This window comes from Pseudomonas sp. LBUM1657 (assembly GCF_059716075.1).
This window is the reverse complement of record NZ_CP166799.1, coordinates 1,047,380-1,068,146: the sequence shown is the minus strand read 5'-3', so window position 1 is coordinate 1,068,146 and position 20,767 is coordinate 1,047,380. Positions and strand designations below refer to the sequence as shown.

The following is a 20,767-nucleotide window of genomic DNA, read 5'->3' as shown; positions in this document are numbered from 1 at the left end:
TATAAAGCTTTACGGCGCCACACATCCTTCCCTCAGCTTAAAAAGCTAAACTTCATATAACTCACTGCCTAGACACATCCAACACAAAAATGTCTACAAGCCCTTTCAACTGTTGCGGCATGTTGGCCTCAATACTTAACTTCATTTCATGCGCAGAATTGATATCCGCATTTCTTCGACCTGCTACTACTTCACCACCACCGAACCACAGGACGATATAAATTCCTTGTTCCTCTGCATCTTGGTGAATCGAATAACGTTCATGCAACTGGGCCTTCGCAGCAGTGTATAGCTCTGGATGCCACTGCCCCTTTACCTCAGCAACAAGTAGCCTTCTTTTACCATTGATAATTACTGTTGCAGTAAAATCACTGCGATTCCCCCCCTTCATCTGATGCTCTGGAGTAATCATTATACCTCTGGACTCAAGCCGTATACTTAGACGCTCTTCAATAACCTCGGCACACCTCAACTCACCCCGTCGCTTATCTTTTTCATAAAAATGATTTCCCGTATTAAACTCGCCACCCTCTATAACACGTTGAAAAAGTTCAAGCTCATCAATAATTAGTTGACGCAAACCTTCAACCGTGACGACGGAGTCCGTATCGAGAAGAGATACAACATCTGATGGCGTTGGCGCCTCATAGTTCCGGAGCGCTTGCCTGCGAATTTGAGTGCTACAAATACTTCTTAGATCCCTATGCATTAGTTCATAGCGGATATCTGCAAGGAGATCGTAAACAACAGGCAAAGCCTCATCGGGCTCTAATGACACTAAGCTCCATACCAAATCTCTAATAAAGCGATAAGCCTTTTCTTCTTTCGGGCTATCGCTTCCCCAATGGCTAGGCAATTCCACCTCTGGCCAGTAGCTGACGAAAGAGTCAAGTACGGTTTTAACTTTGACGGCGGACAAACTTGGCCATTCTGAGCCACTATGCCTTCGATGGCCAAAGCGCTCATAAAATGCAAAAACATTATCGGCATCACCTTGAAGCCAGTCCCACTGAGCTTTCGAGATATCACTGATAAAATAGAAGCGACAAACAAACCAAAACAAACGCCCTTCCCTCAGGCTTTCGGAGTTCCCCTCATCAGAACATAGCGGCATCAACGCTGTGCAGCGATCCTCGATAACAGTTTCCAGCACATTTCGGTCTCCGTGCTGAACAGCCATATCAAACAAGACTCTTACTGTGTCCAGTTTTACATGTTTGAATCGCGCCAGCCACTCAACAGCTAGACATGAACGTAACTCGCTAAAAACCTCATCCCCTTGCAGAAGCCAAACATCGGGGTGGCTACAGTCTGGGATGGCAAGCTGACTCTCAACATATGCTCTGATAAACGATTCCGCGCTACCTTCATCAGAAAAAATCTGTCTATCTACCTCACGCTTAAGGGCAGCGCTTTCTTCTTCACCAACACAGCCGTAATGAACATTAATGTTAGCTCTTAAAGATTTAAGGAGCCGCACATCAATATTAGCCAGGCTATTCTCTTCACGCATAATTTCTAAGCATGCCGCATGCAACACCTGAATTGCCATTGACCCTTTTGATGAGCAGGATAATGCGGCAACCTCAGGAAGATCTGGTACAAACGGGCTTATAAATTCAATACAATTTCTTAAAGCTTTTTTTGCGATCACTTCCTCGCCGAACTCTTCCTCTATGCCGTTCGGTTGCATTAGTGATAGTTCTGCAAGCCGGACTAAACTTTTCCAGTGCAAACCAGATTCTATTAACTCTCTATTTTCTCTAATATAGAGCGCATTCTTTTCACGGAGAATTCTTTGCTTACGCCGGCTTCTGTTTATTCTTCTTTTTAGGTTAAAAGGCATACCATAAAGCCGATCGAGCTTCGATGCAGATCTTTTATAATTGGCCCATTCTTTCATAAATGCAGGTTTTGTGAGCGCTTGCATTCGCAAATGCCGTCGCAATTCGTCAGAGCTTCTGGAGTTCACGACCTGATGTTTAAGATGATACGGAATACAGGTTGACCATAGGACTGGATTATCTGATTCAAAAGCAAGATCCGCCAAAAACTTTATATCTTCACGATAAAGCGTCAAACCAGAATGGTTATGAAATTCAAATTTGTGTAACTTCTCAGTTCTTATCTTTTCACGATCCATCAACCGCCCAAGGGCATGTGAAATTATTCCATGGCGTAGTTCTATATCTGTTTGTAAAACCCGAACCGCTTCACTCTGGCTCGCACTTAGCTGATAAGTGTAATTTAGATTTTCGACCCACTTCCAGATTTTGACTGGATCATAAGGCGGGGCCATAGCGACAAAATATTGATCAAGCAAGGCGCCAATGATTTTGCTTGTACCATTTTTACAACCGCACTCATATATCTCTTTCCCACAGGTGCAAACAAGATCCAAATACAATGCATTCAGAAGCCATTCCACCACTTCTAAACACAAACAATTGATCAATTGCTTAATAAAATATCGAGACTCTATGGAATTATGCTCTCGATCATACCCTTTCGAGTACAGAGCCGCGCAGGCTCGAAAGAGATCCAGCACAATGTATTTATCAAATTGTTGAGGAAAAGAGCTTTTGATTATCTCAGCTGCAACTCGTAAAGAAGCGTTGGAGGCCTCAGAAATTAGTGATTTTAAGTTGGACGTGTGGTCGCGACCATCGATTGCAAGTAAGCATCTGCACACGAGCAATCTTTCACCTTCAGGCTCCGACGAGTTTAATAGCAGGCCAACCAATTCCGGCTCAAACTTACCGCCCTCCTTTGAACTAATTAATAACTCTAAAATCAATTCACGAAGATTACCCTCATTATCCAAAATTAAGACTGATCGAATATCATCAATAATATCGCTCGCAAAAAAACCAGCAACACTGAACCCCCTACCAAAGTCTCCTCTTCTAAAATAAGGATCATTCAGCTCTGCTTCTTTCAATTTCTTAATAAGAAGACGCTTTGAAGACAACTCAAGCAGTGATGGATCACCGTTTGCCAATACTGCGTATGGATCCAAACTGATGGCCGCTGCTTGGATATCCTTGTTGCCTAATGCTGCCATCCATCCAATAAGCCCGCGAAGCTCATCGCGAACAATCGAGTTGGGAGCAATAACTGGAAGACACTTCGTCAAAGTGAGTGGATCGCTCGCATCTCTAATCCGTTTTGTTAAGTAACTTGCAGCGCAGTACTCGGCGACAACTTTATGGACCGGGCGATGTTGATCTGGAGTATCACCAGGCTTAAACAGCCTCGTCGCTAGAATGTCACTATTATTATTATTTTTATTGGAAAGTGAGCCAATAACTGGATAAATCCGGCTCTCACTGGCCTCGTTATTAGTCACACCGTCGGAACCTGATAAGAGCAGCTTGGCAAACACTTCAGATCCAAAAGCTACTTTCTCAGCAAGCGAAAGAGCGTTAGGTTTTTTTGCAATTCTGGGGTTCGTCTCTCTAGACAAACGCTCTACCGCCAGTGAAAAAATAGAACGTTTATCGGAAAAACTTCTTCCACTCTCGACGAAAGCATCTGCGAATAGCTTTAGAAATTGGGGGTTCGGTAGAAGGGAGCCTAAGTCAAATTTAGATACTTCCTTTTGGAAGCTTTTAAAATTCTCGCCCGGAACATGATGATCGAATATAGCCTCTTGCTCATCCTCATTGAAATCACAGAGACGCACCACGAGCGGAGTTCGCCCAAGGACGTCGGCAAATGCTTGAGTGGACGATGTGCCCCACTCACTGGATCGACTAGAAATGACAACATGGTGAGGATCAGATTTCCTGGCATAAGCAAGGAGTCTATGGATACCCGTCTGGTCGATTTTAGCGAGCTCATCAAAAGCATCGATGACCAAAGATGTTTTTTCTGCATCGGCTCCCAGGTAGCTGAAAGCATTAGCGGTCACACAGTCAACTCCCAGCTGCTGTGCAAGGCTGTCCAGCAACGAAGATTTCCCGCCACCCGGTTCAGAGAGGACAACTATGTAGTCCGAAGCAAGTAGGAGCTCCCCCTCAGTATAAGTCGTACCATCAGCTGTGAGCTTGCGGGGCAAATAGTAGGCCGTGTTCATTGTGGCAAGCTCATCCATTGAAACGCACAGTGCGTTTAGCGATCTGACAGAAAAACATTCAAACCATCATGGTTTTAGATGTTATCCCTGAGGTTACGATATTTTTCCGGCTATGTGAGAGTGATGCAATCGATTGGAAGCCTAATCGTTCATCTTCTCCCCGCTGCAGGCCTCGGCGAATGACAGTCGTTCGCAGCCCCCACAAAAACTGAGCACTAACCAAATTGATACTCAAAGATTTACTGAAAATGTAACACCAATGCGCATTGTTACACCTCACATACGAAGTCGCTTCCAGGAGGTGTAACATGCTATTTACCCTTTATATTCAATAGGTTAGAGATGACTGTTACACCTGCAACACCTGTTACACAACATTCAACAGCTACTGCCCCGCTCCCCATGTGCGGCGGGCTCCTTCAGCGGAGAGACCCATCAGATGCCGGGGGCCCCTGAGAGAATGCGATACACACGGGGTCGGAAACCCGCGGGATCTTGTTAGCGGGAGAACTCCCAGCTTAGTGAACAGGTGAACCCGGTGAACTGCCTGTTCACCTATGCATTTGCCCTACGAAATGACCGATCAGAGCTCACCGTTACCGTTCCGGTAACGATCTGCCTTTTTCTTCAAGATCCTTTCAATTTCAACGTTTGTATTTCAGTAAGCTGGGGCACCTTCCGCTATCAAAGCCCCGCGGGTTTCCGACCCCGTGTATTTCTAAAGTGTGCAGGGTCCCCAGCGCTATATTTATCAGAACCTGTAAAATCAATAACCACCATCCTCGTCTCCAATCACAGCGGCTTTTGGCTTATAGGTATGCGGAGCATCTATATCCAAAAATGTGACATCGAGGTTCTTAAATAATTTTGCGACGGGATCAGCGATAATATTTGAGGCGTTTACTAGATGTAGAAGCCAGTCGCGACGATAGCACTCATATGCAAACAGCCAATGATCCTGCTCAAAGCAATCATCAACTAGCCATCCCTCCCACAATAGAGACGTGAATCCAGGATCGAAAACTCCCACCTCTCGCGCACGCATTGAAGCAGTAGCTACACAACCATCATCCATGCGGGAAATAACAGTTTGGGAAACATCACTTAAAGTTATTCCTAGTAACATACATGCCCATACGCTCCATACAACTTCGCTACCATGACCAACTGGAGCACTAGCTTGAACTAACGCGTTAATTGCCCGAGAAGCAATATTTTTGTCGAGAGCATGCCCACCGTGCTCCATATTCAGAAGCAAGACATCAAGAACAATACGCAAACATCCTGGGTCTAACGCAATGCATTGCCACAAAAGACTTTGGGCCAACTCCCACTGCCCATCTGCTGCCGTCACACTTTTAAGAGCCGCGATACTATATCGAAGGACCCCTTCAGTCGGATTTTGACGAGCAAGCCCGAATGCGCTATTAAAATAGTCAATCCACTCAAATGACGACGCACCATGATACGCCGGAATCATTGGCCTTAGCTTACTTACATAAATTGATTCAAGCTCACTAGGCAATTCAAAAATAGCCGTTTTATTACCATTAAGCTGGAGTTCCCGCTCATACAGCTGCGCCTCCAGCATAATTAGTGCATTCTCAGCATCGGACAATGTCGAAAAAGACAACTCAATATCATCAATAAACCTAACACCACCGACAATTTTACATTCAGAGACTAATTTCGCGTCGATCGAGCTAAGCAATAACTCAGCAATGCCAAGTGAGGTATCTGGCCCTATCGCAATCCCTTTAGTCTGACCCGACTGACATGCCTGCAACTCTTTATCTATAACATTCCCACAGAGAGTAAGATCTCTGGGGCGTGCTTTTGCAATTGCCTTAGTGTGTAAAGCCCATGGAATCGTATGTGTGTAAATAGATGAGTAGAATTGCGATATATCTGCTCGCAGAATGTATCTGGCTCCGACACGAGTAATTGCACGCGCGATAGCTCGATCCGAGGCACTGGACGCAATTGCTCTCAACCCTTGAGGGTCATACTGAGGGCGAGTATGAGAGAACGGTGATTTCGCCCATTCTGTTGCCAGCTGAGCGTTATGTGTGGCAAAAACATTAGCGAGTCGAAAGTAATTTGACGGATTGGGGATGGTGAGACGCCGACGAAGCCCACCTACTCTCGACAAATTATGATGCATCGGCTGCGTCCAAACGGCTTGAACCTTCGTCAAATTTTCGGGCAGTTGCCCCGTAAATCGTCCAACGTAACCTAAGGTTGCTGAGGAAAACAAAGGTGGTAATTCTCGAGGTAAAAATCCCTTTTCTAACAGCGCTTCTAGCATGAATGATCCCCGAGTGTTTTTGGCCAATGGTGGCAACATGAAATTACCACCGGGGGAACCTGCCGGATAGGCCTTGGTAGGACAACACTTCGCTTGGGAAGGCTTTGGAGATAGTCGGAGCAAAAGCAAAAACGTATCCTCACCAAAGCAAACCCTGTATCCCTACCTGTATCCCTAATTGTACAATCTCGCTACAAGGCACGAATTATATGGATCGCACGAGTCTCCCTCGAGCACCAAAATTAAGAAAGGTCTTGCTTTGCAAGGCCTTTTTTTCATCTGCGCACTTCAGGACTATTTGAAAGTTATCCACTGAGGCATAGGGACTGACTATTTCGAAGAGCCAGGTATGTATGTATTCAAGCCATAGACTTATGCCGCAGCCTGCTAGATCCCGAACAGCTTCCGAGGGAATCCGGTTTCATCCGGGAACCCCATTGCCTTGAAGGTGCAGCCAGGCATAGCAGGCTTGCAGTCGATCAGATCCGCAACGTCGTGAATCCAGGTCGAGGCTGGTGCGATTTTCTGCAGCAAAAACCATATGACTGCGACTAACCCATACAGTCTCTTTAGCGCATGTTGATCAAGCCCTAACGTCTGAAAATACGGTTCCGTAGGAACCGCCAGCGGGTTAGGTGAGGCCTGATTCCAGACACGCGCATGGTGCGCACAACGGTTGCGCAAATGGCTGATTTGTTGCATCCACCGGCTGAGCATTTTGGCGTTGTTCATACCGAGGCGCGCCAGTATGAGATTCTGATACTTGCTGCTCAGCAGTTCGAAAAATTCCGATAGATCCCCGAAATCCCATGCTTCTACCGCAACCCAAACGGGAATGGACTTACCGGCTCGAAAGTGCCACTGAATGCAGTCCTCTTTGCTCCGCGCAATGTGCGACTGCTGCTTCTGACTCCACTCCGCCCACTTGTTCCGCCTATTGCCGCTGCGGTCCGTGTACGGTTGAGTCCATTTTTGCAGGATGAATTTCTCATTGGTGTAGGCCATTGGGTCGTGATACCCAACCTCGTGAGCCATTACCGTCTTGAGGTGAACCTCCAAACGCTCGACTGCATCCAGCATAAGCATTCGCAATCGTTTATCGAACTTGTAAAGGTCTACGGCCGAGTTGAAACAGGTGGCTGCCTGGAAAGTGTCCAGACGCAGAGGTTTGCCCGTGAACGGGCAGGCTGCTTGCTGCAGGCCGTTCATTTTGAACTCTCGCGCCGGATACCAGTAACCGCTGAGGCGGTAATACCCTAACTGCGCGAGCTTGCGTTCTGCACGAGACGAGTCTTGGATTTGCATACCCCTGCTGACAAGCAAAGCAACCAAATCAGGGTATGTACGGAACGGCTTCGGAGGGGCTGGGTTAGACAACTTCCATGTTCCAGAAACAAGAAGGCCCGAACGTAATGCCGGACTAAGCCAGCACCAGAGGATCGGGCGCGATTGGGGTTGATGCTGCCGTAGCCTGATGACCGTGTCAATGTGAACGTCACGGCAAGCGCGGCAAACACACGGGTTTATACGGGTTTGCGACGATCTGTTGCAGGCGAAGGCACACGCTTGTTGGCAGCCTAAATCAGAGCGCTGCGAATTGTTGTCGGGCCATTCCGAGAGAGCGGTAGGGATATTCTCTTTTGGGCCTGACGCTAGCGGCGGCCGAGCAAAGGGGTTTGGGAAGTTGCAGGAACGGGGCCTGCACGATACCCTCCCACCGTCGCTGCAAATTCAGCGACCGGGCTTGGTAACCCGAGGTAAATCACTGCGCAACAGTGCCATGCGTTCGCAGGCGCTTTTTTTTCGCCTGCGATCTGCGTTATGGCGGCTGTGCGTGGGACGTCTTCGGACGTGCCGGTTTCCTTGATTTCCCGGTTTACCAACCTGCGCACAGCTGCCACCCATTCGCTTGGTAACGAATTGTGGCGGCTCTTCAAATTAAGGAGCTTTGCAATGCGCATTATGGATCTGTACAAAAATTGGCTTTTCCCTCTACACAATTCCCAATCGCGTAACACTCTCCCCGACCGCCTCTCCCTCATCGGAGGTGGCCAATGACCGAACAACCAGAACTCAAAACCATCGGCCTAACACCCGCCATCTACTGCGCGGATCAGGCCCTATTCCATGTCACTCGCGGCGTACCCCTCGGTGATGCGTTATCAATGGCTTCTGACTTTCTGTTCCTCGCCAAAAAGCTGACCGAAGATGCTGCCTACGCCACAGACACCGACCGCCACGCCTGGGCCGCGCATTATTTGACGGCGATGAGTAAGGCGGTGGTTGATGATGCGGTGAAGGTGCTGAATCGGGATCGGGATAATGAGCTGGCGTCTAAGCGGGCGGGGGCGAAGGCTGAAGCTTAGTGTTTGAGGCCTGTGGGGTGTGGGTGGCTTGTGATGTTGGCAGCTGATTCAGCATTTGTGTTGGCTGGGCTGGCGCTTTCGCGAGCAGGCTCGCTCCCACAGGGATTGTGGTGAGCTGACAGGCATTATTTGGTCCGAGTGGGTGAGTGGGTTTTGATTGCGGTGCATCTTCAGCATTGATGGTGGCTGGGCTGGCGCTTTCGCGGGCAAGCCCGCTCCCACAGGGTTTTGTGGGGTGATTGGGATTTGGGATTTGCCTCGAAGTTTTTCGGGGCTTTTTGTTATTCGGCTCGGGGGGAATGGCTTTCGGTTTACAGCGGGATAGATCAACGCATCTGCTCCCTGGAATGCCCTCGGATCTGATGCTGTTTCTTATCTGTAATGCTTGATATACATCAGGCATCGACAGGCCCTCTGGGCATTAGGCCAGTGAGTGAACACCCCGCGTTACGCTCATCTAGACTTAATGGATAGTCGTAGGCAGAACCGAACACGTCGCTTTGGTGCAGTTCGATCAATAGCAGCGTGGCAAGCTGCCCTTTATGCCCCAGTAGAGGTGCGACGAAGATCGCGCCGGGCACAACAAGATGCCCGCCAAGGGTGCCCTGGCCAACGGCCTGAAAATGCCACGATACCGTGACGTGGTGTGAATGCCGCAGCCGACACTTTCGGACGACCGACAACCGCCTGGTTTGTCCGTGACCGTGAGGAATGCTGTATGCCTGATGAGATGTTGAACATGCGTATGGTCAACAGCCTGCTGGAGCGCCACAAGGGCTCCCCGGGTGCACTGTTGCCCATCCTCCATGATATTCAGGAACGCATCGGTTACATCCCCGATGCGGCCGTCCCCGAGATTGCCCACGCCCTCAATCAGAGTCAGGCCGAGATTCGCGGGGTGATCAGCTTTTACCATGACTTCCGTACCGCGCCGCCGGCCCGACACATTCTGCGTCTGTGCCGCGCCGAGTCGTGCAAGAGTCGCGGCGCCGAGCAGCTTGCGGCGCAGTTGCGCGAACGCCTTCAATTGGACGACCACGGCAGCAGCGCCGACGGCAGCATCAGTTTGCGTCCGGTTTATTGCCTCGGCGCTTGCGCCTGCTCGCCCGCTCTGGAATTGGATGGCCGGGTGCATGCGCGGCTGAGCGCTGAGCGTCTGGATGCCTTGCTCGATGCTTGCAGGGAGGACGCATGATGCCGGCTCTTTATCTGCCCACCGATTCGCTGGCCCGTGCCGTGGGTGCCGATGAGGTAGCGGTGGCCCTTATCACTCAGGCCCGGGAACGCAATCTGCCCCTGGAGTTGCAGCGCACCAGCTCTCGCGGTCTGTACTGGCTGGAGCCGCTGCTGGAAGTGGACAGCCCGCAAGGCCGGATCGGCTTCGGCCCGCTGACCGCCGCCGATGTGCCATCCGTGCTTGAAGCCCTGCAAGGCGAGCCGTCCGCGCATCCGCTGGCCTTGGGCCTGGTGGAAGAACTGCCTTATCTGAAGACACAACAACGCCTGCTGTTTGCCCGCGCCGGTATTACCCGGCCGCTGTCGCTGGATGATTACCGGGCCCATGGCGGTTTCGAGGGTTTAACGAGGGCCGTGACCGTTGGCGGTGAGCAAACCGCAACAGAGGTGTTCGATTCGGGCCTGCGTGGCCGTGGCGGCGCGGCGTTCCCGGCCGGGATCAAATGGCGCACGGTGCGCGCTACCGAGGCGGCGCAGAAATACATTGTGTGCAACGCCGACGAAGGCGACTCCGGCACCTTCGCCGACCGCATGTTAATGGAAGGCGATCCTTTCCTGCTGATCGAAGGCATGGCCATTGCCGGCATCACCGTCGGCGCCACTTACGGCTACATCTATGTGCGCTCGGAATATCCAGATGCCGTGGCCACACTGCGCCAGGCGCTGAACATTGCTCGGGCCGCCGGTTACCTAGGCGCCAATGTCGGCGGTAGCGGCCAGGCCTTCGATATGGAAGTGCGGGTCGGTGCCGGCGCGTACATCTGCGGTGAAGAAACCGCGCTGCTGGACTCGCTTGAAGGCAAGCGCGGGATCGTTCGCGCCAAGCCGCCGATTCCGGCCTTGAAGGGTCTGTTCGGCTTGCCGACGCTGGTGCACAACGTGCTGACCCTGGCTTCGGTGCCGCTGATTCTGGCCAAGGGCGCGCAGTTCTATCGCGATTACGGCATGGGCCGTTCCCTGGGCACGATGCCTTTCCAACTGGCGGGCAATATTCGTCACGGCGGCCTGGTGGAACGGGCCTTTGGCCTGACCCTGCGGGAACTGGTGGAAGACTACGGCGGCGGGACCGCCAGTGGCCGGCCGCTGAAGGCCGCCCAAGTCGGCGGCCCGCTCGGCGCCTGGGTGCCGCCGTCGCAATTCGACACGCCACTGGATTACGAAGCCTTCGCCGGCATCGGCGCGATGCTCGGTCACGGTGGTGTGGTGGTGGCTGACGACAGCCTGGACATGGCCCAGATGGCGCGCTTCACCCTGCAATTCTGCGCCGAAGAATCCTGCGGCAAATGCACCCCCTGCCGCATCGGCTCGACCCGGGGCGTGGAGGTGATCGACCGTCTGCTGGCCGCGCCGGACCAAAGTGGTCGCGATGAGCAGGTAATCATCCTCAAGGACCTGTGCGACACCCTGCAATACGGTTCGCTGTGCGCATTGGGCGGCATGGCCCCCTTTCCGGTCGTCAGCGCCCTCAAGCACTTCCCCGCCGACTTCGGTCTGCAAGCCTCGGAGGCCGACCAATGATCACTCTCTTCGACCCGAACACTGATATCGATCTTGGTACCCCGGCCCGCGACAGCCAGGTGCAGGTCACTCTGAACATCGACGGCCGCAGCATCAGCGTGCCCGAAGGCACCTCGGTGATGCGCGCCGCCGCGCTGCTGGGCACCACCATTCCAAAACTGTGTGCCACCGACAGCCTGGAAGCCTTCGGCTCCTGCCGCATGTGCCTGGTGGAGATCGACGGCATGCGCGGCTACCCCGCGTCCTGCACCACGCCGGTCACTGAAGGCATGAGCGTGCACACCCAGACGCCGAAGCTCGCGACCCTGCGCCGCAACGTCATGGAGCTGTACATCTCCGATCACCCGCTGGACTGCCTGACTTGCTCGGCCAACGGCAACTGCGAGCTGCAAACCGTCGCCGGCCAGGTCGGCCTGCGGGAAGTGCGATATGGCTATGAAGGCGAGAACCATCTGGCTGACGTGAAGGACACTTCCAACCCCTATTTCGATTACGACCCGAGCAAGTGCATCGTCTGCAACCGCTGCGTGCGCGCCTGCGAAGAAACCCAGGGCACCTTTGCCCTGACCATCACCGGGCGCGGTTTTGAATCCCGGGTCGCAGCTGCTGGCGGCGATAACTTCCTCGACTCCGAATGCGTGTCCTGCGGCGCCTGCGTGCAGGCCTGCCCCACCGCGACCTTGATGGAAAAAAGCGTTGTCGAACTGGGTCAGCCCGAACGCAGCGTGATCACCACTTGCGCCTATTGCGGCGTGGGTTGCTCGTTCCGCGCCGAGATGAAAGGCGACCAGCTGGTGCGCATGGTTCCAGACAAGAATGGCCATGCCAACCACGGCCACTCCTGCGTCAAAGGGCGCTTTGCCTGGGGTTACGCCACCCACCCGGATCGCATCACCAAGCCGATGATCCGCAAACACATCAACGACCCTTGGCAGGAAGTCAGCTGGGATGAAGCGGTAACCTACGCCGCCAGCGAATTCCGCCGGTTGCAGCAAAAATACGGCCGCGATTCCATTGGTGGCATCACCTCCAGCCGTTGCACCAACGAAGAAACCTACCTGGTGCAAAAACTGGTGCGCGCCGCGTTCGGCAACAACAACGTCGACACCTGTGCGCGGGTCTGCCACTCGCCGACCGGCTATGGCCTGAAACAAACCCTGGGCGAGTCCGCCGGCACCCAGAGTTTCGACTCGGTGATGCAGGCCGACGTGATCCTGGTGATGGGCGCCAACCCCAGCGACGCCCACCCGGTGTTCGCCTCCCAGCTCAAACGCCGCCTACGTGAAGGCGCGCGGCTGATCGTCATCGACCCACGACGCATTGATCTGGTGGATTCGGTGCATGCCCGCGCCGAACTGCACCTGGCCCTGCGTCCGGGCACCAACGTCGCCATGCTCAACGCCCTGGCCCACGTCATCGTCACCGAAGGGCTGCTTGACCAGGCGTTTATCGACGCCCGTTGCGAGGGCAGCGATTTCGCCCGCTGGAGCGAGCTCGTAAGCCGTGCGGAAAACTCACCGGAAGTCCTTGGCGAAATTTGCGGCGTAGCCCCGGCTGACATCCGTGCCGCCGCCCGTCTGTATGCCAGCGCCGGAAACGCGGCGATCTACTACGGCCTGGGCGTCACCGAACACAGCCAGGGCAGCACGGCGGTGATGGGCATCGCCAACCTGGCCATGGCCACGGGCAACATCGGCCGCGAAGGCGTGGGCGTGAACCCGCTGCGTGGGCAGAACAACGTTCAGGGCTCCTGCGACATGGGCTCATTCCCCCACGAGTTGCCCGGCTACCGGCACATCTCCAACGAAGTGGTGCGGGCGCAATTCGAACAGGCTTGGAACGTTACCCTGCAACCCGACCCGGGCTTGCGTATTCCCAACATGTTCGAGGCCGCCCTGGGCGGTAGCTTCAAGGGTTTGTATTGCCAGGGCGAAGACATTGCCCAAAGCGACCCCAATACCCAGCACGTCACCGCGGCGCTGTCGGCCATGGAATGCGTGGTGGTGCAGGACATTTTCCTCAACGAAACCGCCAAGTTCGCCCACGTGTTCCTGCCGGGCTGCTCGTTCCTGGAAAAAGACGGCACGTTCACCAACGCCGAGCGGCGCATCTCCCGGGTGCGCAAGGTCATGGACCCCCTTGGCGGCAAGGCCGACTGGGAAGGCACGGTGGCCTTGGCCAACGCCTTGGGCTACCCGATGAACTACCAGCATCCGTCGGAAATCATGGATGAAATCGCCAGCCTGACGCCGACCTTCACTAACGTCAGCTATGCCGAACTGGATCGCCACGGCAGCCTGCAATGGCCGTGCAACGCGGCGGCACCAGATGGCACGCCGACCATGCACATCGATGAATTCGTGCGCGGCAAGGGGCGCTTCATGCTCACCGGCTACGTGCCCACCGAGGAAAAGGTCAACAATCGCTATCCGCTGCTGCTGACCACCGGGCGCATCCTCAGCCAGTACAACGTCGGCGCCCAGACCCGGCGTACCGAGAACGTTGCCTGGCACGACGAAGACCGCCTGGAAATCCACCCAACCGACGCCGAGAGCCGTGGCATCAACGAAGGTGACTGGGTCGGCATCGGCAGCCGCGCCGGCCAGACCGTGCTGCGTGCGCGGGTCACCGAACGGGTCGCCCCAGGCGTGGTGTACACCACTTTCCACTTCCCTGAATCCGGGGCCAACGTCATCACCACCGACAACTCGGACTGGGCCACCAACTGTCCGGAGTACAAGGTCACCGCCGTCGAAGTCAGCCGCGTTTACCACCCTTCCGAGTGGCAAAAACGCTATCAGGAATTCAGCGACGAACAAGACCGTTTGCTCAAGGATCGCCGCCAGGCTCGCGGCGTTAAAGCGGAGGTACGCCGATGAGCACTGACAACCTGATCAAAATGGTCAACCAGATCGCCCAGTACTTCGCCAGTGAACCGGACCAGCAACTGGCCGTGCTCGGCGTGCGCAATCATCTGCAGATGTACTGGACGCCCGGCATGCGCAAGGAATTGCTGGCCTGGCAAACGGAGCATCACGGGGCAGACTTGCACCCACTGGCGCAGGCGGCAGTCAGTGGGGCGGGCTGGGAGGCTTAGGTCACACGAACTTAAGCCTGTCTGAAAACCTGTGGGAGCGGGCTTGCTCGCGAAGAGGGAGTGTCAGTCAGCGTTTTTGGCGCCTGACACACCGCCTTCGCGAGCAAGCCCGCTCCCACAGGGGTCTGCGTGTTCAGAGCAAATGCTGAGAAATCAGCTTAGAAATTTCCACCATCGACGTCCTGCCGGTGAATTCAAACTTCACCTTCCCCAGCGACGAAAAATAAATCTCCAATTCCGAATCCAGGTCAAACGTCCCGGACGTTTCCACCGAATACGCCACGATGTTTTTGTACGGCAACGAGGTGAAGTCTTTCTTGCTGCCAGTAAGGCCCTGCACGTTGACCGCAATAATCCGTTTGTTGGTAAACACCACCCCATCACGCATGGATTTGTAGGAGTCGATGACCTGCTCCCCGTCCAGTAGCAGCGCGGTGACGCGTTCTGCGTACTCGTCGTTTTGCTTGAGTTTGAAGAAGCCTTTGTTGTTGAAATCAATCATCTGCCATTCCCTGTTTTTAATGGACATCTAAGCCGAGTGCACCGGCGACACCGCCGTCAGAACGTATTTACGCCGTAACCGCTACTTGTGCACGAATCCTACGCAAGTCGGCAACGATTCATTTACACAAGCTGCGTTATCATTGCGCGCTCCTCTGTACCAAGAACCCGGATGTCCATGTCTTCACCTTCGCCTGACGATCATCAATCCCTGCCCCCTGTCCTGGCCGGACCGCTGTTGCGGCGGCTGGAGCCCACGCGCCTGGTGATGTGGCTGGTGGGATCGCGGGCGTTGGCGCTGACGTTGCGCCTGCAAGACCACGACGACGTTCGTCTCGACGAAAAGCACTGCACGATCATCCCGATCGGCACTCACGCCTTTGTGCATCTGATTGATGTGAAGCTGGACACTGCCCTGCCCTTCGACACGTTGATTGAGTACGACTTGTTGATTGAAGACGCGGTGACGGGCATCGCCGAGTGGGCGCCGCATTTGCTCTACGGCGAAGCGCGTTCGCCGAATTTCGTCTTGCGCTCTCGGATCGATCAGTTGCTGCACGGCTCCTGCCGCAAACCGCACTTCCCGGCGGCCGATGGGTTGCTGTGTGTCGATCGGTTGCTGGCGGCGGAACACGAAGCCAAAGATCGGCCGGCGCTGCTGATGATGAGCGGCGATCAGGTCTACGCCGATGATGTGGCCGGGCCGACACTGCGGGCGATTCATGCCTTGATCAAGCGGCTCGGGCTGTTCGAGGAGCACCTGGAAGGCGCAGTGGTCAGTGACAGCGCCAAGCTCTACGAGCATCCCGCCAGTTACTACCACCGTGCGGATTTGTTACCGGCGCTGCAAAGCAATGAAACCCTGCGCGAGCGATTTTTCGGCGGGGCGCGTAAGCCGATTTTCACCAGCAGCAGTGCCGACAACCATCTGGTGACCTTTTCCGAAGTCATGGCCATGTACTTGCTGGTGTGGTCGCCGACGCCCTGGGCATTGATCACGCTAAAACCGCCGAAACTGATCAAAGAAAGGCGCGAGCGTTATGCCCTGGAGCAAACGCGCATCGACGGCTTCAAGGCCGGTCTCGGTAACGTCGCGCGGGCACTGGCGCATCTGCCGAGCCTAATGATCTTCGACGACCACGATATTACCGATGACTGGAATCTTTCCGCGCAATGGGAGGAAACGGCCTACGGTCATCCGTTCTCCAAGCGCATCATCGGCAACGCGCTGATTGCCTACATGCTGTGCCAGGGTTGGGGCAACAACCCGGATGCGTTCGGCGCGGTGCTGGAGAAGGCCAGCGGATTGAGCGCCAGCGGAAACGACGGCTACCTCGACAGCCCCGTGCAAGATGCCTTGATCGATGAACTGCTGCAGTTTCAGAACTGGCACTACGTGCTGCCGACCAGCCCGGCCTTGGTGGTGCTCGACACCCGCACGCGGCGCTGGCGCAGTGAGATGACGCTCAAGCAGCCATCGGGTCTGCTGGATTGGGAAGCGCTGAGCGAGTTGCAGCAGGAATTGCTGGATCATCCGTCAGCAATCATCGTTTCGCCGGCGCCGATCTTCGGCGTCAAACTGATCGAGACCGTACAGCGCGTCTTCAGTTGGTGTGGTTTTCCGCTGCTGGTGGACGCCGAAAACTGGATGGCCCATCGCGGCGCGGCCCAAGTGATCCTGAACATTTTCCGACACTCCCGCACACCCGGTAACTACGTGGTGTTGTCGGGCGATGTGCATTATTCCTTCGTCTATGAAGTCCTGATCCCACACCGCAAGGCCGGCCCGAAGATCTGGCAGATCACCAGCAGCGGCATCAAAAACGAATTCCCGCCCACGCTGCTCGAATGGTTCGACCGCCTCAACCGCTGGCTCTACTCGCCGCGCTCACCGCTGAACTGGCTGACCAAACGTCGACGCATGCGCATCGTTCCGCATGTGCCGGAACATGCTGAAGCGGGTGAACGGTTGTGGAACTCGGCGGGGATCGGGCAGGTGTTCTTTAATGAAAAAGGGCAGCCGCAGGATATCTATCAGCACAACTCCAATGGTTCGCCGAAGACGCGGATGGTGGCGCCTGAGGGTGATGATTGATGGAGTGAGACCGAGTCGCCTGCTTCGCGAGCATGCCCGCTCCCACATTTGATCGGTGGTGGTTATGGATTTCACTCGGACTCTGATCATCGGTAACTCTGGCTCCGGGAAAAGCTGGTTGGCCAAGCGATTGGCCGAGCAGCTGCAAGTGCCGTGGGTCGATCTTGATTCGATTAACTGGTTGTCCGACGAATGCAGCATCGCCCGACCACGCGCCGAAGCGCTTGGGATGGCACGGGTGGCTGCGAGTGAAGAGCGTTGGGTGATCGAGGGCGTTTATGGCTGGATGATCAGCGAACTTATCCACCGTGCCACGGCGTTGATCTGGTTGTGTGTTGAAGATGAAGAATGCGTCGCCAACATTCGCCAGCGCGAGGCGACACGCGATGATAACGATGAATTGTTGATTGCCTTGCTGGACTGGGCCGGCAGCTATCGGACCCGCGAAGGGTCCAGTGGATTTGCCGCGCATCAACGTCTGTTCGATGGATTTACCGGTTCGAAATTACAGCTGATGGACCGCAGTGAAACTGCGGCTTTCGTAGGTTCGATGTGAAAAACCAACTGATCTCCCCCACTATTTCCCGCGCTGACGGAGACACCGATCCTGTTTAAGGTTGCGCAAGTTCCAGCGATGTCAGGCTGCTTTCACCGCCCGACAAACCCCTCTGACAATCATCTCCACTTCCCGCTCATCAATCGTCAACGGCGGCAGCAGACGGATGGTTTTGCCCCGCGTCACGTTGATGAGCAAGCCGTGATCCCGTGCGGCGATCAGGGTCAGGTCGCGAATTGGCTGTTTGAGTTCGATGCCGATCATCAAGCCCTGACCACGGATCGCCAGGACATTGGGCGCGTCCGCCAACTCGATACACAATCTGGTCAACAAACGTTCGCCCTGCAGTCTGGCGTTCTCCAGCAGCCCTTGTTCTTCAATGATTTCCAACACGGTGCAACCGACGCGGCACGCGAGCGGATTACCGCCGAAGGTGCTGCCGTGGCTTCCGGGAGTGAACAGTTCGGCAGCTTTTCCACGAGCCAGACAGGCGCCAATGGGAATGCCATTACCGAGGCCTTTGGCCAGGGTCATCACATCTGGAACGATGCCTTCATGCTGGAAGGCAAACCACTGGCCTGTGCGGCCGATACCGGTCTGTATTTCGTCGAGCATCAGCAACCACGAGCGCCGGTTGCAGAGTTCGCGGACGGCTTTCAGGTAACCGGGCGGGGCCAGTTGGACGCCGCTCTCACCCTGAATCGGTTCCATCAGGATCGCCACGATGCACGGGCCGTGGGCCTGCTGCACCTTGTCCAGCGCCTTGAGGTCGCCGAACGGTACTTTCACGAAGTCCCCCGGCAGCTCGTTGAACCCCAGGCGTACGGCTGGTCCATCGCTGGCGGATAACGTACCGAGCGTCCGGCCGTGGAAAGCGTTCTCCATGACCACCACCAGCGGTTGTTCGATGCCTTTGTGCCAGCCGTACAAGCGCGCCAGCTTCAGCGCAGTTTCATTGGCCTCGGCGCCGGAGTTGTTGAAGAAAGCCCTCTCCATTCCGGCCAGCAGAGTCAGCTTCTGCGCTAGCCGTTGTTGCCAGTCGATGCTGTACAGGTTGGAGGTATGCAATAACAGGCCAGCCTGTTCGCTGATCGCCGCGACGATTTTAGGGTGAGAGTGGCCGACATTGGTCACTGCCACGCCCGCCACCGCGTCCAGGTACTCGCGACCGGACTGATCCCACAGGCGCGTACCCAGACCTTTGTTGAAACTCAGGGCCAGGGGTTGGTAAGTGGTCATCAGGCAGGCGGCGGTCATGGCATCAAGCTCCATCAATTGTCGGTGTTTTTACAGTATGGTTAGCCACCAGAGCTGGATAAACGCCGCAGCACTTCAATCATTTTAAAGCTGAGCTTGATAATGGATTTGTTCCAGGCAATGACCGTTTATGTGAAAGTGGTGGAAGCCGGCAGCATGACGGCCGCCGCGTTGCAGTGCGAAATGTCCACGACCATGGTCGGCAATCATCTAAAGGCGCTGGAACAACGCCTGGGTGTGCGTTTGCTCAACCGTACGACGCGGCGTCAACGGTTGACGGAATTCGGCACCGCGTACTATCAGCGGTGTCTCGAAGTGCTGGGGCTGGTGGCGGATTCCGAGCGCTTGGCCGAACAGGCCCTCGACGAGCCGAGCGGCACCTTGCGTATCACCGCACCACTAACGTTCGGCACCGAAAAACTGGCACCCGCGTTGAGTGAGTTCGCCCTGCTTTGTCCGCGAGTCAAACTGGATGTAGTCCTCACCAACCGTCGCCCGGAACTGCTCGAAAACGGTTTGGACGTCGCGTTTCGCTTGGGTGCTACCGAGCAGTCCAACCTGATCTCCCGTCCACTCGGCGACTACACCCTGACCATGTGCGCATCCCAGGAATACCTGGCGCGCCGTGGCGTGCCGGAAAAACCTGAAGATCTGCAACACCACGACTGCCTGTCCTTTGCCTATCCGGCCGGTGACGACTGGCACTCGGTGGAAAAACAATGGCGCCTGGCCGGCCCCGAGGGCGAAGTCGTTGTGGCGGTCAGCGGGCCGATGCTGATCAACAGTTCGGCAGGTCTCCATCAAGCGGCACGAACGGGAATGGGCATCGTGATGTTGCCCGACGCGTTGGTGGAGCAAGACCTCAAGGACGGAAAACTGCTGGCCCTGATGCCGGACTACCTACCACCCAGCCGGCCAATGAACCTGATGTATGCACAGGATCGCTACCGGTTACCGAAACTACGCAGTTTCGTCGACTTCGCCATGCGGATGTGGGGCAAGTAGTAACCGGCTCTATACGCTGCTCACATCCCCGCCTTCACCAACACCGGTTTTTCCTGATACCGATCCGGATACAGCTGCTTCAACTGCGCCACTTTCGGTAGATCGTTGATCACGATGTACGGATGGGTCGGGTGTTCGGTCAAAAAGTCCTGATGCTCTTCCTCGGCCGGGTAGAAACCGTTGTAGGTTTCCAGTTTGGTCACGATGGGTTTGTTGAACGAACGGGCGGCGTCGAGTTGAGCGATGTAGGCCTGGGCCACGCGCTGCTGTTCACTGCTTTGCGGAAAAATCGCCGACCGGTACTGGGTGCCGGTGTCAGGTCCCTGGCGATTGAGTTCGGTCGGGTTGTGGGCCACCGAAAAATAGATTTGCAGCAAGGTGCCGTAGCTGACCTGAGCGGGATCGAACGTGACTTCGACTGATTCTGCATGACCGGTATCACCGTCGCTGACCCGTTCGTACCGAGCGGTATTGGCTGCACCGCCCGCGTAACCGGAAACAGCCATCTTCACGCCTTTGACATGCTGGAACACACCTTGGACGCCCCAGAAACAACCGCCTGCGAAGACCGCGGTTTCGCTGTGGGCCTGGGTGGTTTCGTCGAGGGTCGGTGGCGGAATGATGACCGCCTCTTGCGCAGAGCCGAAAGAGAATGCCGAGCATTGGCTGATGACTCCAGCGGCGACCACCCCCATCAGGGCGCGGCGCCAGGTAAACAGGGTTTTCATGAGTCTGACTCCTGGGTAAATA

The 20,767-nt window shown here is 55.1% G+C and carries 14 protein-coding genes; 8 read left to right on the top strand and 6 right to left on the bottom strand.

All coding sequences use genetic code 11. From position 1 onward, the window contains the following. Nucleotides 1-61: 61 nt before the first annotated feature. The 3 genes from eruA to ACA055_RS04820 form a co-directional block, all read right to left on the bottom strand. Nucleotides 62-4,096: an NACHT domain-containing antiphage protein EruA gene (gene eruA / locus ACA055_RS04830; protein WP_497682602.1), complete on the bottom strand. Its 4,035-nt coding sequence runs from the start codon at nt 4,094-4,096 to the stop codon at nt 62-64. A gap of 748 nt (nt 4,097-4,844) precedes the next feature. Then, a complete protein-coding gene (locus ACA055_RS04825) occupies nt 4,845-6,386 on the bottom strand; it encodes an RNA-directed DNA polymerase (protein ID WP_497682601.1) in 1,542 nt (513 codons plus the stop codon). 387 nt (nt 6,387-6,773) lie between these two features. After that, nucleotides 6,774-7,691: an Abi family protein gene (locus tag ACA055_RS04820; protein WP_497682600.1), complete on the bottom strand. Its 918-nt coding sequence runs from the start codon at nt 7,689-7,691 to the stop codon at nt 6,774-6,776. Nucleotides 7,692-8,440: 749 nt separating this feature from the next. Between ACA055_RS04820 and ACA055_RS04815 the strand changes: the two genes are divergently transcribed. From ACA055_RS04815 to ACA055_RS04795, 5 genes are all read left to right on the top strand, one after another. Continuing rightward, nucleotides 8,441-8,752 carry a DUF3077 domain-containing protein gene (locus ACA055_RS04815; protein WP_497682599.1) on the top strand — a complete coding sequence of 104 codons (312 nt, stop codon included), beginning with the start codon at nt 8,441-8,443 and terminating at the stop codon, nt 8,750-8,752. A 718-nt stretch (nt 8,753-9,470) separates the two neighbouring features. Further along, entirely contained in the window at nt 9,471-9,947 is a 477-nt protein-coding gene (locus ACA055_RS04810) for a formate dehydrogenase subunit gamma (protein WP_497682598.1), read from the top strand. Further along, complete coding sequence (locus ACA055_RS04805) at nt 9,944-11,506, top strand: formate dehydrogenase beta subunit (protein WP_497682597.1); 1,563 nt, start codon at nt 9,944-9,946, stop codon at nt 11,504-11,506. The genes ACA055_RS04810 and ACA055_RS04805 overlap by 4 nt, the downstream gene beginning before the upstream one ends. After that, nucleotides 11,503-14,385: a formate dehydrogenase subunit alpha gene (fdhF, locus tag ACA055_RS04800; RefSeq protein WP_497682596.1), complete on the top strand. Its 2,883-nt coding sequence runs from the start codon at nt 11,503-11,505 to the stop codon at nt 14,383-14,385. The genes ACA055_RS04805 and fdhF overlap by 4 nt, the downstream gene beginning before the upstream one ends. Then, nucleotides 14,382-14,603, top strand: coding sequence for a formate dehydrogenase subunit delta (locus ACA055_RS04795; protein WP_497682595.1), 222 nt, complete (start codon nt 14,382-14,384; stop codon nt 14,601-14,603). Before fdhF ends, ACA055_RS04795 begins: the two co-directional genes overlap by 4 nt. Nucleotides 14,604-14,736: 133 nt before the next feature. Here the strand turns inward: ACA055_RS04795 and ACA055_RS04790 are convergent, their stop codons facing one another. Next, a complete protein-coding gene (locus ACA055_RS04790) occupies nt 14,737-15,105 on the bottom strand; it encodes a PH domain-containing protein (RefSeq protein WP_149418251.1) in 369 nt (122 codons plus the stop codon). Nucleotides 15,106-15,276: 171 nt separating this feature from the next. Between ACA055_RS04790 and ACA055_RS04785 the strand changes: the two genes are divergently transcribed. Both ACA055_RS04785 and ACA055_RS04780 read left to right on the top strand, forming a co-directional pair. Next, nucleotides 15,277-17,199, top strand: coding sequence for an alkaline phosphatase D family protein (locus ACA055_RS04785; protein WP_497682594.1), 1,923 nt, complete (start codon nt 15,277-15,279; stop codon nt 17,197-17,199). A gap of 64 nt (nt 17,200-17,263) precedes the next feature. After that, the gene (locus ACA055_RS04780) at nt 17,264-17,755 is read left to right on the top strand and encodes a P-loop NTPase family protein (protein WP_497682593.1); all 492 of its coding nucleotides are present in this window, start codon (nt 17,264-17,266) and stop codon (nt 17,753-17,755) included. A gap of 81 nt (nt 17,756-17,836) precedes the next feature. Here the strand turns inward: ACA055_RS04780 and ACA055_RS04775 are convergent, their stop codons facing one another. Then, complete coding sequence (locus ACA055_RS04775; RefSeq protein ID WP_497682592.1) at nt 17,837-19,012, bottom strand: aspartate aminotransferase family protein; 1,176 nt, start codon at nt 19,010-19,012, stop codon at nt 17,837-17,839. A gap of 102 nt (nt 19,013-19,114) precedes the next feature. Between ACA055_RS04775 and ACA055_RS04770 the strand changes: the two genes are divergently transcribed. Beyond that, nucleotides 19,115-20,017, top strand: coding sequence for a LysR family transcriptional regulator (locus ACA055_RS04770; protein ID WP_497682591.1), 903 nt, complete (start codon nt 19,115-19,117; stop codon nt 20,015-20,017). Nucleotides 20,018-20,037: 20 nt separating this feature from the next. Here ACA055_RS04770 and msrA read toward each other — a convergent pair whose 3' ends face one another. Then, nucleotides 20,038-20,745, bottom strand: coding sequence for a peptide-methionine (S)-S-oxide reductase MsrA (gene msrA / locus ACA055_RS04765; protein ID WP_497682590.1), 708 nt, complete (start codon nt 20,743-20,745; stop codon nt 20,038-20,040). Nucleotides 20,746-20,767: the final 22 nt, after the last annotated feature.

Excerpts from the sequence above, each read along its gene's own strand:
- eruA (WP_497682602.1), bottom strand. The coding sequence starts at position 4,096 with ATGGATGAGCTTGCCACAATGAACACGGCCTACTATTTGCCCCGCAAG.
- ACA055_RS04825 (WP_497682601.1), bottom strand. The coding sequence starts at position 6,386 with ATGCTAGAAGCGCTGTTAGAAAAGGGATTTTTACCTCGAGAATTACCA.
- ACA055_RS04820 (WP_497682600.1), bottom strand. The coding sequence starts at position 7,691 with ATGCAAATCCAAGACTCGTCTCGTGCAGAACGCAAGCTCGCGCAGTTA.
- ACA055_RS04815 (WP_497682599.1), top strand. The coding sequence starts at position 8,441 with ATGACCGAACAACCAGAACTCAAAACCATCGGCCTAACACCCGCCATC.
- ACA055_RS04810 (WP_497682598.1), top strand. The coding sequence starts at position 9,471 with ATGCCTGATGAGATGTTGAACATGCGTATGGTCAACAGCCTGCTGGAG.
- ACA055_RS04805 (WP_497682597.1), top strand. The coding sequence starts at position 9,944 with ATGATGCCGGCTCTTTATCTGCCCACCGATTCGCTGGCCCGTGCCGTG.
- fdhF (WP_497682596.1), top strand. The coding sequence starts at position 11,503 with ATGATCACTCTCTTCGACCCGAACACTGATATCGATCTTGGTACCCCG.
- ACA055_RS04795 (WP_497682595.1), top strand. The coding sequence starts at position 14,382 with ATGAGCACTGACAACCTGATCAAAATGGTCAACCAGATCGCCCAGTAC.
- ACA055_RS04790 (WP_149418251.1), bottom strand. The coding sequence starts at position 15,105 with ATGATTGATTTCAACAACAAAGGCTTCTTCAAACTCAAGCAAAACGAC.
- ACA055_RS04785 (WP_497682594.1), top strand. The coding sequence starts at position 15,277 with ATGTCCATGTCTTCACCTTCGCCTGACGATCATCAATCCCTGCCCCCT.
- ACA055_RS04780 (WP_497682593.1), top strand. The coding sequence starts at position 17,264 with ATGGATTTCACTCGGACTCTGATCATCGGTAACTCTGGCTCCGGGAAA.
- ACA055_RS04775 (WP_497682592.1), bottom strand. The coding sequence starts at position 19,012 with ATGACCGCCGCCTGCCTGATGACCACTTACCAACCCCTGGCCCTGAGT.
- ACA055_RS04770 (WP_497682591.1), top strand. The coding sequence starts at position 19,115 with ATGGATTTGTTCCAGGCAATGACCGTTTATGTGAAAGTGGTGGAAGCC.
- msrA (WP_497682590.1), bottom strand. The coding sequence starts at position 20,745 with ATGAAAACCCTGTTTACCTGGCGCCGCGCCCTGATGGGGGTGGTCGCC.